We start from the raw sequence: 14,323 nt of genomic DNA, 5'->3' as shown, positions 1-14,323 counted from the left end.
ATCTGTGAGTGGGAGGGATTGGATGATGTTCTTTAAACGCTGGCTAATGATCGTGCTTGTTATCGCATTATCAGCAGGTGGGCTTTCGAAGACGAGAGGTGAGGCTTGGGCAGATCAAGCGGATACGCAAGGCAGCAATCTGCTGCTGAATTCGGACTTTGAAGCCGTGACCACGAAGGCTTCTTGGCTGGACCAGGTGGCTCCCGAGCATGTCAGTGAATGGAAGGCGGCAGGAAATCCGGTGTTTGCGGTCGATGACTCCGTCTATTATAGTGGGGCCCGTTCTGTCTCCATTACCGGTACTGTGTCTGGAACCGACCGGGGAGCGATAACGCTCCCTGCGGCAGGCATTGAAGCGGGTAAGAGTTATATGCTCACCGGCATGTATAAACTGGAAAACGTTTCGGATCAGGTGCTGGTCCGCTTCCAGTACAAGAGAAGCGGTACCAGCAGCATTAGCTATGCGTTTCAAGGTGAAAGGGGGACCAAGGATTGGACCTACTTCAGCCATGTCGTTCATGTGGCTGCGGACATGGATGCCAATCCTCAGGGAAAGGTGGAGGCCTTTCTGGAGAAATCGGCGGGTACGGTCTGGTTCGACCAGCTCTCCATGCGGGAGTATGTCCCGCTGCGGGACATTACACTCGACCGGCAGACCATCAGCCTGCAACCGGGAGAGACCGGGCGTTTCCAGGCAGCCTATGAGCCGGAGAATACTTCAGATACGTTCCTGGAATGGGCTTCATCTAACACGGTCGTAGCTTCGGTGTATCAAAGCGGGGAGGTGGCGGCGCATGCGACCGGTCATGCTGTCATATCTGCTATGTCCCCGCAGAGCGGGATAACAAGACAGGGCGTCGTTACCGTGGGTACGCCGCTATCGCTTATCGCCGAGTCCTACTTGGGATCCATTAGCGAGAATGGCGTACTAGACGGACAGCTAGCTGCTGCCGACAGCTCGGGAGCTTCGGTTTCATTTGAACTGGCCGCTGCACCACGCAATGGTACGGTATCGGTCCTGCCTGATGGTTCGTTCCGGTATTATCCGAACCGTGGTTACGCGGGTGCCGATTCGTTCATTTTCTTGGCTTATGGAGCGGATGGGGGACCTGCAGCCGCCGCGGCGAAGATTGAGGTGCTTCCTCTGGATTCGCCTCCGCTCTTGGATCTGACGTGGTATTCGACCGAAAAAAACACTCCGCTAACCGGACAACTGGGCCGCCTGTTGTCGGAAGAACAGGTGGAATGGACACTCAGCACGTCTCCCCGCGGTGAAATGAGTCTGGCTTCGGACGGCTCCTTTACTTATACGCCTGCCCCCAATGAAGTCGGCTACGATACGTTTGAAGTTACGGCGACGACAGCATCCGGAAAATCGGCGACCGGGAAGACCCGTATTTTTGTGGTACCGGATGAAGAGGATCTATTGGATCAATTGACCTCCATCGGTAATGAAGGCATACATCCCCGCGTGTTTGCGGATGCCGGTGATTTTGCTTCCATCCGTGAACTCATCGGGCAGGATGAATATGTGACAAAGTGGTTTGATCAGTTGAAGCGGGAGGCGGATCGGCTGCTGGATACGGAGCCGTACGGATATCTTGCGAATGGAGGCAGCAACAGCAATGTTCGGGATTTGCTGATTCGAACATCGATGATGTATCAGCTGACCGGGGATGAAGCCTATGCTCGGCGGGCAATCGAGGAGTTGGAGGCTGCCGCGGCATATCCCGACTGGGGAGGACGTTATAACAATATGCTCTCCATGACGTATATGACGCTTGGATTTTCGCTCGCATACGACTGGCTGTATGATGCCATGACTGAACAGCAGCGGAACATGGTACGGGAGGCGGTCATGAAGCATGCGTTCAGCCACGCGCTCTCCTGGTATCGCGGCGAATTCACCCATAACGGGGAGTATAACAACATCAACTTGGTGGATAATGGCAGCTTTTCCGTTGCGGCGCTAGCCATGCTGGGCGATGAAGAGAAGGTGACGCAAGCCGGGCTTGAAATTCTGCGCGGGTCTTATCGCAAGCTGCAGAATACGCTCCGTTTCTTTACGGAGGACGGATCGTGGCCGGAGGGGCCGCATTATTGGCAGTTCGGGACGGAGTTTCTATTTTTCAAGATGGCTGCCATGCACCGTACGCTTGGAACCGATTACGGGTTGGCCGAGCTTGAGGGGGTGAAGGAATCCGGCGAGTATCCGCTGCATTTATGGGGGCCGGGAGGATTCTTTAATTTTTACGATTCGGCGACACCGAATGTGCATCCCCAGACCCTTTGGATGGCAGATTTCTACGATCAGCCGCACATCGCCTGGTATGCAGGCGAACTGACCCGTCGTAAAGGGGCTTTTTCTCCTTACTACCTGCTGTTTTACCGTCCGGGGATGTTTGATGAGTTGCCCCCTTCACTGGACCGTACATTCACAGGTATCGAATCGATATCCATGCGTAGCGGATGGACGAACTTGAACGATACCTTCGCTTCGGTGAAAGGTTTTAACGATACATTGCTGAGCCATATCGATATGGACGCAGGCACATTTGTGTTCGATGCGCTGGGTGAGCGGTGGGCGACGGATTTAGGGATGGAAAACTATAACCTGCCCGGCTTCTGGGACTATGCCGGCGGACAACGCTGGACCTATTACCGTAAGGGCGCACAGGGACAAAACGTGATGATAATGAACCCGGAATCGAATCCCGTCTTCATGCAGGATTACGATGCGCGAGCACCGCTTGTAAGAAGTGCTTCCAAGCCGCGGGGCGCTTTCGGCATTATCGACCTAACTGAGCGGTATCCGAAAGATGCATTATCCTACAGGCGTGGATTAATGCTGACCGGCGATCGCCAGCAGTTGATCGTGCAGGATGAATTTGACTTAAAATCGTCATCCGAGCTCTATTGGTTCATGCACACGGAAGCGCATATTGAAGTGCTCGGGAGTGGCCAAGAAGCCGTGCTGACGCAGAAGGACAAAAAACTGTACGTCAAAATGCTGGATGCTCCCGAAGGGGCGGCATTCTCCGAGATGATGGCCCAGCCGCTGGAAGGGACGCCGAATCCTTCGGGTCAAACTGTAAATCACGACATACGCAAGCTGGTTGTTCATATGGCCGGCGCGAACCGGGGCCGACTGTCGCTGTGGATGGTCCCTTTGACCGAAGAGGCTCCGCTTCCGGAAGAAGCGCCGGAATTCCGCAGTCTTGACGATTGGTCGATTCCGGACGGTCCCATGCAGGAAAGGGACCGGCTGCCTGAAGTGAATTCCATCCTGGTGGACGGCTCCGCTCTGGCCGGGTTTGATCCGCAGCGAACTTACTACGAATGGACGGTTCCGTACGATCAGCGCTCGAAGGTTCCGGAGATAGAGGTTGTTTCCGATTTTGACGCTGCTGTCATATATGCCGAGGGTATCCCCGGCAAGACGTATATCGATGTGACCGATCCATCCAATCCGGGTGTTCGCAATCGGTATACCGTTGCTTTGGTACCTGGGCCGTTGATTGGGGATCCCCCTCCTGGTCACCGTTTGCCGATTCAGGAGGTCACAGCCAGCGCTTCTCCGCAGGCAAGCTACGGATATACCCCGGACAAGACGATCGACGGAGATTACGAGACGCGCTGGACATCGGAAGGATCGCATTGGATTCAATACGATCTCGGCGAGAACCGGAAGGTGGGCGCGGTTTCGATCGCTTTTTTCAGCGGTGAAACACGCAGATCCTATTTTACCGTGACGGCATCCACTGACGGGGTCCACTGGAACACGGTTTACCCGGACGGACTCAGCTCAGGAACGACCGCCCAACCGGAAGTATTCCAATTTCCCGAGGTAACGGCGAGATTTATCCGCATCAACGGATCGGGCAATACGTCGAACCAATGGAATAATTACACGGAGGTCGGCATCTTTCGTCCGATGAACGGAAACGGATGGGGCAGGGGACAATGATGGCATAGCCTCGTTCTGCCATTTATCAACATAAGTTTAAAGGGGCCAATTCATGATAGAAGGAGTAGTTCATATATGATCGGGTACAACGATTCCCAAGAAAAGATTCGGTTAGCCTTTGTCGGTCTCGGCAAACGTGGAAAGGATCTGCTGAGGCTGCTGAGTGATATGCCGGATGTGGAGATTACGGCGATTTCGGATCTATACGAGGATCGCCTTCAAGAGGCTGCACGGCAGGTTGCTGAAACTGGAAGTCCTGTCCCTGCTTCCTCTACGGATTATCGGGAAGTGATTGCACGTAGGGATGTAACGGCTGTTATCATCGCTTCATCCTGGACCAGCCACAGCGAGATCGCCGTGTCCGCGATGAGGGCGGGAAAGCCCGTGGCATCGGAGGTGGGAGGCGCTGCTTCCCTCGAGGAATGCTGGCAGCTGGTTCGCACCTATGAGGAGACCGGTACGCCCTGCATGCTGCTGGAAAACTGCTGTTATGGCCGGGAAGAAATGGCGCTGCTGAGGATGGTAAGAGAAGGGATTTTCGGGGAACTGCTTCACTGTCAGGGGGCTTATCAGCATGACCTCCGGGAAGAAGTAGCGATGGGGGTGGAAAACCGCCATTACCGCGTCCACAATTATTTGCACCGCAACGGCGATGTGTACCCGACCCACGGTCTGGGGCCAGCAGCCAAAATGCTGAACATCAACCGGGGCAACCGTCTTACCAAGCTTTCCTCCATGTCCACCAAGACGCGCGGAATAACAGAGTGGGCTCGCAGAAACCTGGGTGCCGAGCACCCGGCTACGCTTACGGATATGGCTCTTGGTGATATAGTTACCACCATGATTCAGTGCGCCAACGGTGAATCGATTCTGTTGACGCACGATACATCCCTGCCCCGTCCATATTCCCGCGGGGGACGCATACAGGGAACGAAGGGCATTTGGATGGAGGACGGCGCCGTTATTCATATCGAGGATCGAAGCCCGGCCCATGCATGGGAGCCGTTCGAATCCTATTTCCACGAGTACGAGCATCCGGTGTGGGCGAATTATTTGAAAGACGGCGTACGGGGAGGGCATGGCGGCATGGACTATCTATGCTTGCGCGCTTTTGTCGAGAGTGTGCTCAAGAAAACGGAAATGCCGATCGATGTGTACGACATGGCCGCCTGGATGGCGGTGACCGCGCTATCCGAGCAGTCGATTGAACTTGGAGGCACAATGCTTCCGTTCCCCGATTTCACGAACGGGAAATGGATGAACAGACCTCAGGGCAACTCCACAGCTTATGCACTATAAGTAAGGGAAAGATCTATGTGTGTATGGAGATTGTGAACACCTGCAAAAAGCAGAAATAAAGTTTCTTCACTGCATCAAAGCACCCAAGCTTTAAATAAAACTCTTGCAATTTTAATTCGGAGTGTAATACAATGCTTCTTAATTAACCAACACGATATGTTATAACAAGCGATGATGGAAAGAGTAAGCGAAAGAACGTTCCTGACAGGAAAGGGCAGCCACCGACTGAGAGCGCCCGGGCGAAGGTTCTCCGCTGAAGTTCATTCCGGAGCTGGTATGCTGATAATCTGCATGTTGCGTGCAGAGGGTAGGTTTACCCGTAACCCTTGCGTTAAGAGGTTCAAGTGAGATGTGTTTGCTTTTTTTCGGCATATCTAATAAGGGTGGTACCACGACTCCTCGTCCCTTTCCGGGCGGGGGGTCTTTTTGTTTTTATAAACCAGAAATAAAAGGTGAGGGAGAGATTTCAGATGAGTCAAGGACGTTTGGAACAATTAAGATCAGAGCTGGATTCCGTTAATCTTCAACTGCTGGAGCTGTTGTCGGAGCGGGCACGAATCGCCCAGGAGATCGGTCAGGAGAAGCAAAAGCAGGGAGTTCCTGATTTTGACCCGGTACGCGAGAAAAAAATGTTGGATACTCTGGTGGAGCATAACCAAGGTCCTTTCGATAATGAAACGGTGCGTCATTTATTTAAACAGATTTTCCAGGCATCCTTGAAGCTGCAGCAAGTCGATCACAAGAAGCATTTGCTGGTGAGCCGGAAGAAGAAGCAGGAAGACACGCTGATTCAGCTGGGCAATACGGTGATCGGCGGCGGTACGCCGGTAATGATCGCAGGGCCATGCTCCGTTGAGAGTTATGAGCAAGTACGCCAGGTTGCGGCTGCCCTTAAGGAAGCGGGCATAACCGTCATGCGCGGCGGCGCGTTCAAACCGAGAACATCGCCTTACGATTTTCAGGGCTTGGGCATTGAGGGCCTGAAAATTCTGAAGGAAGTGGCGTCCGAGTTCGGCCTGAAGACGATCAGCGAAATCGTGGATCCTGCGCATATCGAGCTTGCGTGCGAATACATTGACGTCATTCAGATCGGTGCGCGGAACATGCAGAACTTTGAGCTGTTAAAAGCGGCAGGGGATGTTCAGACGCCGGTGCTGTTGAAACGCGGACTTGCGGCTACGATCGATGAGTTTGTGCACGCTGCGGAATACATCGTGTCCCGCGGCAATACGCAAGTGATGCTGATTGAACGCGGCATTCGGACGTACGAGAAGGCGACGAGAAACACCCTGGACATCTCGGCGGTGCCGATTCTGAAACAAGAAACGCATCTTCCGGTGCTGGTGGACGTGACCCATTCCACAGGCCGCAAGGACATCCTGGCCCCTTGTGCCAGAGCGGCTCTCGCTGCAGGAGCTGACGGCGTGATGGTAGAAGTTCATCCCGATCCGGCTACGGCGTTGTCCGATGCGGCGCAGCAGCTGAATATTCCGGAATTCCATGATTTTCTGGCGAATGTGAAGAAATCCGGATTGCTGTAAAAAATGCACTCTTTCGCTTCTGGAAGATAAAGGGTTGACAAAGCGCTTCTCATTCCTTAAGATAATTATCAAAATTCATATCGAAATGTTTTGATTAGAAATAGTAAAAGCGAAATGACTTTTCAGAGAGCCGTTGGAAGGTGTGAAACGGTAATGTCGTTCCCTTTGAACTCGCCTATGAACAGCTGCCTGATCATGTAGGGTTAGCCGGAGTTCCACCGTTATAGGGATAGATGGTGATGGCCATCGAAGAAGATCATTTTGCATAAAATGAATTAGAGTGGTACCGCGGGTTCAACCCCGCCTCTATACGTAGAGGCGGGGTTTTTTTGTTGGTTAAATTCCGGGTTTAACCAACCCCGCTTGATATAAATGAATGAAAATGAACGATCGATGATCGAGGAGGAATATCAAATGGAACGCAATATTATCGTATTGGACACAACCTTGCGCGACGGAGAGCAGGTTCCGGGCGCCAAACTGAACGTACAGCAGAAAATCGAGTTTGCGCAGCAGCTAAAGCGGCTGAACGTCGATATTATCGAGGCTGGTTTTCCCGCGTCTTCGGCAGGGGATTTTCAAGCGGTTCAGGAAATCGCCCGAACCGTAGGCGATAGCGTCTCCATTACTGCGCTTGCACGCGCGGTGAAGGGCGATATCGATGCCGTATATGAGAGCATTAAGCTTGCGCAAAATCCGCTGATTCATATCGTGCTTGGCACCTCGAACATTCATGTGGAGAAGAAATTCAATCGCTCCAAGGATGCGGTGCTCCAGATGGGCGTTGATGCGGTGAAATATGCCAAAACACTGCTGCCTCATGTCCAGTATTCGACGGAGGATGCATCCAGGTCCGATTTTGAATATCTGTGGACAACGATCGAAGCCGTCGTGAAGGCCGGAGCAACGATGATAAACGTGCCGGATACGGTCGGTTATGCCGTTCCGGATGAGTTCGGCGAATTGATTCGCAAAATCAATGAACGACTGAAGAATCTGAACGACCAGGTTATTCTCAGCGTTCACTGTCATAACGATCTCGGGCTAGCTACGGCGAACACGCTCAGCGCAGTGAGAAATGGTGCCCAGAAAGTAGAATGCACGATCAATGGTTTAGGGGAGCGCGCAGGCAATACATCGCTGGAAGAAGTGGTCATGGGACTGAAGGTCCGGGAGAATCACTTTAAGGCCTCCACCAACATCCGGCTCAAGGAGCTGATTAGAACCTCCCGGCTGCTGACGCATTTGACGGGCCTGGATGTGCAGGTGAACAAGGCGATTACGGGTGAGAATGCATTCGCGCACTCATCCGGCATTCACCAGGACGGCCTGCTGAAGGATAAACAGGTTTATGAGATTATGTCGCCGGAGGAAGTCGGCGCCGACAGCATGGAGCTGATCCTGACGGCGCGGTCCGGAAGGCATGCGTTCAAGAATGCGGTGGAGAAGCTTGGCTTCGAGACAGGCGAAGGCGAAGATTTTGAAGCGCTGTTCGCGAAATTCCTGCAGTTGGCCGATGCCAAGAAGGAAGTATACGACCATGACGTTTTTTATCTGGTGACCCAGCACCGTATCCATGAAGAAGTCAGCAGTCATCTGTATGAGCTGGATTCGTTCCAGGTCGTGACCAATGATCTGTATCCGACGGCAACCGTGAAGCTGAGAAAAGGCAGCGAGACGTTCAGGGACAGCATGGTGGGGGATGGCCCGATCGATGCGCTGTACAGCGCCATGAAAACGTTGGTCGGTTTGGACGTACAGTTGAAGGATTACAAAATCAACAGTCTGTCCAGGGGAAAAGAAGCCATCGGCCGGGTAAACATTCGAATCGAATACCAAGGCAAAACCTATTCCGGGCGCGCGATGGATACGGATATCATTAAGGCAAGCGCGTTGGCTTTTCTTAACGGGATTAACGCGGTATTGCTTGATGCCGGCCAGGATGTGCAGCTGCAAGCGCCGGTGGATGCACGATAATTCATTAATGAGACGGTTGCGTTCACCAACGGCCAAGTCATAAAGGTAACGTAAAGCTGGTGCGGAGGGTGGATACCTCACGTCTACTTCTAATGTAGAGGTGGGGTATGCGGCCGCCCGTAACCGATGGATTTTAAAAACACACTTATTGACCGATCGTTACAAAATATATATAATGAGCTGGAAACTATAGGAGAGAGGAGCCGATCATGGTGCGAAGATTATGGAGGAATACGTCCTTTCAGCGGAATGGCATGTTCTTTCATGCCGAAATGTAGAGAGGGCGAGGTGGCTTATTTTTTTGGATTATTTTGTACTAATCGGTAAAATAGTTGATTGTATGCGAAGTGCGTCTTATTCGAGCTTACGGGACTCACGGATCCTATTTTTGTACCGATAATTACAGAAGTGTGGAATAATAAAAGACAGGAGTGGTTTCCATTGCCTTTATCCATTTATATATTAGGACTTATGATTTTCTCGATGACAACCTCTGAGTTTATGGTAGCAGGCATTATGCCTTCGCTTTCGGCAGAATTCGGCGTTTCGGTTGCAGCCATCGGTTATCTCATTACCGCTTATGCCGCCGGCATGATTATAGGAGGACCGCTGCTGACGGTAGGGCTATTGAAGGTGCCGCGCAAACAGGCCTTTTTGATATTGGCTGCCATTTTTCTTGTCGGTCAGACGCTGGGCGCTGTCGCGACCACATATGAAGTGATGATGGCTGCCAGAGTGATCACGGGTATCTCCTCTGCAGCGGCGTTTGGCGTCTCGCTTGCGATTAGCTTTTCCCTCGTCGGCCCGGAATCGCGTGGAAGGGCGGCGTCGATCGTCCTCGGCGGTTTAATGGTTGCAACGGCGATCGGACTTCCGCTGGCGATGTGGATCGAGCAGCTATTAGGCTGGCGTGCCAGCTTCTGGGCTGTTGTGGTTCTGGTATTGGCATCGGGCCTGGTGGGGCTGTTTACGATCCCATCCTTGCCCAGAACGGAATCGGCCGGCATTCGTGGAGAGTTTGTTGCCTTCAAGAATCGCCATCTATGGGCTGCATATGCCACAAGCATGCTGATTATCGGAGCTACCTTTGCCGCATTCAGTTATTTCTCGCCGATCTTAACCGATCTTACCGGCTTTGGCGTTCAGGCGGTTCCGATCCTGCTTGGCGTATACGGTGTAGCAACGGTGCTTGGCAACATGGTCACCGGCAGACTGGCGGATCAATATATGATGCACATCCTCACCATTGGGTTGGTCGCTCTAGCGGCGGCTTTAGTGGTATTCGGACTGTTTGTGCACAGCCAGGTGATCGCTATGATTGCGGTTGTGATCGTAGGTTTAGCAGGTGTGCCCATGAACCCGGCCATGGCGACCCGGGTCACCCGGGTTGCCGATACGGGGTCGCTTGTTACGACGGTGCATGGGTCCGTGATCAGCCTTGGCGTTGTTGTTGGATCCTCCATCGGAGGGATGGCGATGGATGCTGGTTTTGGCTTGGCGTCGCCTCTATGGGTTGGGGCGTTCTTGGCTGTTCTCGGTTTGCTGTCCTTACTGCCAGCCGTGCGAGGTAGGGGGAAAGCACAGCCTCTGTCTTCCGATCAATGATGCATTACCTGAAACCACCAGCTCCGAATAAAAGGGAGCTGGTGGTTTCTAATTTTCAGCTGAACTGCTGCGTGATCCCCGCCATAAACTCCTCCTCCGAGGCTTTGCTTCGCAAATCCATCAAGAAATGAGCATCCGCCCCGGATAAATAGCGGAAACGGGAGGATGTATCTGTAGCCGCTTCGTAAATGGTTTCCGCAATTAACTCCGGTGTGGAGACGTTGGTTTCAAAGCTGGCCATTTGTTTTTGCAGCACCGTTTCTGAATAGGCTGCATAAGCATTCAGCGAAGGGTCTGACAGCAGATCCAATGAACGTCCGGTAAAGTCTGTTGCAACGTTTCCGGGCTCTACAACTTTCACCTTAATATTCTGTGCGGCCAGTTCATAGAACAAGGACTCCGAGAACCCTTCGATGGCCCACTTGCTCGCATGATACAAAGACAGAAGAGGAAAGGCAACTCTGCCGCCAACGGATGAAACATTGATGATAGTTCCCTCGCCGTTCATTCTGAAATGGGGGAGTATAGCCTGGGTTGTCTGGAGGACACCAAATACGTTGACATCAAACTGTTTTCTTACCTGTTCATCCGTTGCGGCTTCAAATGCGCCAGTGGCTGCGTAGCCTGCATTGTTCAGCAGCACATCGATTTTACCGAATTGCCGAATCCCTTCAGCGATGGATGTTTCGATCGTTTCCTTCCGTACAACATCGAGTCTTGTGACCAGCATACGCTCTCGCTGAATGAATTCCATCTCCTTCTCCGGCGAACGCATGGTTGCGATAACGTTCCATCCTCGCTCCCAAAAATACTGTGCGGTTCCTCTTCCAATTCCTGAGGATGTGCCTGTAATTAAAATGGTCTTCATAGTCTTATTCCCCCTCTATTCTCACTTGCAGGGAGAGTATATAACGAACTATGAACAAAGTAAACTAATTTTATTAAATTAGTATATTAAATATAATTCAAATGGTTATTAAGCACCATGTCTCCTTGAACGGCCAGCATAGGAAAACACATGCGATCAGAAGAAAGTACATGTTAATGCAAGGGAATTGGATGTTATTATGAAAGCGCTTTAGATTTTCAGGTGAGAATTATGGAAGGAAGCGATATGGATGAGAAGAAAATGGAGTTTGGTTTTGATGAGTGCGCTAATCGCCGTAACAGCGGTTGGCTGTAATGGTGCCAAGGAAGCGGATGGAGGAACCTCCGGTTCATCAAGCGCTGCCGCTGATGGCAAGCTGTCTTTCACGATGTCCATGGCAACCAGCGGAAACAAACATGCCGAGCGTTCGAAGGATGTAAATGAAGAGAGATGGGTGAAGGAGCTTGAGAAGCTGACCAATACGGATATTGAACTGACGATGCTTCCGCTGAAGGACTTCGACAGCAAAATGACTTTAATGTTTGCCTCCAATGATATTCCTGACGTCGTTCAGAACGTGGGAGGGGCTACAAGCAAGGGAATGTCCGGTTCCGTAGAAGCAGGCGTATTTATGCCGCTTGACGATTTGCTGAAGGAGCATGCTCCGAACTTGATGAAGAGTGTGCCGAAGGAAGCCTGGCAGGAGACAAGCTATGACGGCAAAATTTACGGAATACCGGCATGGCTGTCCAACCCGTCCCGGAGAGGGCTGTATATCCGGACCGATCTGCTGGAGAAGACAGGGCTCCCTGCTCCAAAGACGGTGGATGAATTTCTGGACGTGATGCGTGCGATGAAAAAGGAAGGCGTGGAGTTCCCGTATCAAATGCGGGAGAACTTTAAATATGCGGACACGATTCTGGGAGCGTTCGACGTGCTGCCATCACAGTACGAACTCCAGAACGGGGAGGTCGTTCCCAAGTTCTTCGACGTGGACAATATGACGAAGGCGCTCGAGACCTATAAGACCATGTACGATGAAGGTCTGATTCCTAAGGATTTTGCGACCCTGACCTCGAGTGATTATGGCAAAAACATTGAGAGCGGTAAATCCGGCATGTGGTCAGCCAATGCCCAGCTTCTCTCGGGATTCCGCGGTAAGTTGAAAAATGCCGTGCCAGATGCCAAGGTCGATATCATTGCTTCGCCGCGCGGTCCGGAGAACACAGGAGGCCATCTGCTGTATTCAAGCATCAATACATCCTACTATATTAACAGCAAGGTCTCAGAAGAGAAGGCCGTCGGCATTATCAAGTTTTTTGACTGGATGCTGACGCCGGAGGCAGAGACATATTTCTCGTTCGGCATTGAAGGCGAAACGTTCACCCGGGAGAACGGCGCGGTCAAGTTTACGCCTCCATCCACGCCGGAAGCGATGGATGAAGACGGCTTCCGCAGCATGTTCTGGTTCGTCCACGATATGGTATACAACAAGGCAAAGGAAGAGCTTACCGAGGACGGACAGGATATGATCAAGTTCATGGATACGGTGGTCTTCAAGGAAGGTCTGGGGTCGATCCGCTTCTCCCCGGCATTGGACGCTTATTCCAAATATCCGGATACCGCGCCGCAAGGCGATGACGTGGGGCCTAAGCTCGTTCTTGATCATATGATCAAGATGATTTATGGCAGAGAGCCGATCTCGGATTGGCCGAAAGTGATTGAGGAATACAAGAAGAAGGGCGGCCTTGAGATCATTAAGGAAGCCACGGACCGTTACAACGAAGGGAAGGGCATTGTCGTCTCGGAAAACCGGAAATAACCGATTCATGAAGAGAGGGAGATGTTCATATGAGCTTGCATGATATGAGCGGCAAACAAGCCGTATTCTTCGAGCGAATCATGGGGCTGCCGGTCTTCGATACCCATACTCACCTTATCGGTGACCGGCTCGGTGCAAGGGATTTTTGGGAAATCGCCCATTACTTCTGGTTTTACCGAGAGCTCCAAGCTGGAGGATACCCGGATGAAGCGGATAAATTACCGGAGGAGGAGCGAATTGCCGCTTTTCTAAAAGCCTATCGATCAACGAGAAGCACGCTGATGAACTGGGTATTTACCTCCATTATGCGTGAGTTATACGGAGTCACCATCAAGGATGAACATTCGGTGCGGGAAGCCATGGCTCGCGTACGGCACGCATCGACCGAAGAGGGCTGGGCACAGCAAACGGCTGACCGGATGAATATCCGCCGGTTTGTCGTGAATCATCCGGAGCATACAACGTTTCAAGGCATGCGGGATGATGCTGTACTGATCCCCCGGATTGACGGAGTGCTGGGTCCATGGGTTGACCGCATCGTGCAATCTAATGATCCTGCCAGGACTTTACTTGATGTGAGAGGCGAGATTGACCTGCTGCTTGACGGATTTCGCGAAGCCGGCCTCCCGGGCATCATGACAACGCTGCCGCGGTATGAGTCGAGTTCGCACATCCGTAAGGAGATTGGGCCGGCAAGCGGGCGAGGCGATATTCTGATGGAGCTGCTGCACGTCATATGTGGTGCTGCAGATCGGAATGGCCTGCTCGTTCAACTGTTTCTCGGAGTAGAGAGATCATGGTGCGGCACGGCGTTCCCTGCCAATGATACAGAGCGGATTCTTAAGCTGACGGCTTTGTTTGAGTCGTACCGATGTGAATTTGAGCTTGTGCTTGCATCGGAGCTGAACAATCTCGATGCCGTGCAGGCGGCCTGGAATTTCCCGAACGTTCATGTCGGCGGCATGTGGTGGTTCAACTTCCGGGCGAGCACCTACCGGGACAGCATGCAGTACCGTCTGGAGGCACTCCCGGCAAGCAAGAACTCGATTATCGTCTCGGATGCCCGATGCATGGAATGGAGTTACGGCAAGATTTTGCTTGTGAAGAAGCTGGCTGCCGAGTTTCTGTGGGAGCGGCTCCTATCTGGCTGGATCGACGAAGAGACGGCGCTGGATACGGCAAACGAATGGTTCTACGCGAGTGCCGTAAAACGCTATGGCATTCGTACGGAGGATCAGTAAGGG

The 14,323-nt window shown here is 52.2% G+C and carries 8 protein-coding genes and 1 other annotated feature; of the genes, 7 read left to right on the top strand and 1 reads right to left on the bottom strand.

All coding sequences use genetic code 11. The features are described 5' to 3' along the window. Positions 1 to 22 precede the first annotated feature (22 nt). The 5 genes from MKX98_RS25005 to MKX98_RS24985 all read left to right on the top strand — a co-directional run bounded on the left by MKX98_RS25005 (position 23) and on the right by MKX98_RS24985 (position 10,389). Positions 23 to 3,967, top strand: a complete 3,945-nt coding sequence (locus MKX98_RS25005) for an Ig-like domain-containing protein (protein WP_339219036.1) — start codon at positions 23 to 25, stop codon at positions 3,965 to 3,967. Positions 3,968 to 4,042: 75 nt separating this feature from the next. Beyond that, positions 4,043 to 5,266: a Gfo/Idh/MocA family oxidoreductase gene (locus tag MKX98_RS25000; protein WP_339219035.1), complete on the top strand. Its 1,224-nt coding sequence runs from the start codon at positions 4,043 to 4,045 to the stop codon at positions 5,264 to 5,266. A gap of 470 nt (positions 5,267 to 5,736) precedes the next feature. Beyond that, positions 5,737 to 6,807, top strand: a complete 1,071-nt coding sequence (locus tag MKX98_RS24995) for a bifunctional 3-deoxy-7-phosphoheptulonate synthase/chorismate mutase (RefSeq protein WP_194544030.1) — start codon at positions 5,737 to 5,739, stop codon at positions 6,805 to 6,807. A gap of 81 nt (positions 6,808 to 6,888) precedes the next feature. Further along, positions 6,889 to 7,118, top strand: a binding site (T-box leader). Positions 7,119 to 7,221: 103 nt separating this feature from the next. Then, entirely contained in the window at positions 7,222 to 8,784 is a 1,563-nt protein-coding gene (locus MKX98_RS24990; protein ID WP_339219034.1) for a 2-isopropylmalate synthase, read from the top strand. 441 nt (positions 8,785 to 9,225) lie between these two features. Then, complete coding sequence (locus MKX98_RS24985) at positions 9,226 to 10,389, top strand: MFS transporter (RefSeq protein ID WP_339219032.1); 1,164 nt, start codon at positions 9,226 to 9,228, stop codon at positions 10,387 to 10,389. Between the two features lie 55 nt (positions 10,390 to 10,444). Here MKX98_RS24985 and MKX98_RS24980 read toward each other — a convergent pair whose 3' ends face one another. Further along, complete coding sequence (locus MKX98_RS24980; protein ID WP_339219030.1) at positions 10,445 to 11,257, bottom strand: SDR family oxidoreductase; 813 nt, start codon at positions 11,255 to 11,257, stop codon at positions 10,445 to 10,447. A 250-nt stretch (positions 11,258 to 11,507) separates the two neighbouring features. On the opposite strand from MKX98_RS24980, the gene MKX98_RS24975 reads away from it, so the two are divergent. Both MKX98_RS24975 and MKX98_RS24970 read left to right on the top strand, forming a co-directional pair. Then, on the top strand, positions 11,508 to 13,079 hold the full coding sequence (locus MKX98_RS24975) for an extracellular solute-binding protein (RefSeq protein ID WP_339219028.1): 1,572 nt from the start codon (positions 11,508 to 11,510) through the stop codon (positions 13,077 to 13,079). 29 nt (positions 13,080 to 13,108) lie between these two features. Continuing rightward, positions 13,109 to 14,320, top strand: coding sequence for a glucuronate isomerase (locus tag MKX98_RS24970; protein WP_339219027.1), 1,212 nt, complete (start codon positions 13,109 to 13,111; stop codon positions 14,318 to 14,320). Positions 14,321 to 14,323 lie beyond the last annotated feature (3 nt).

Origin of the sequence: Paenibacillus sp. FSL W7-1332 (assembly GCF_037969785.1) — a bacterium.
Classification (GTDB): Bacteria; Bacillota; Bacilli; order Paenibacillales; family Paenibacillaceae; genus Paenibacillus_AQ.
The sequence above is the reverse complement of the archived record's forward strand: the minus strand, read 5'-3'. Positions and strand labels throughout refer to the sequence as shown.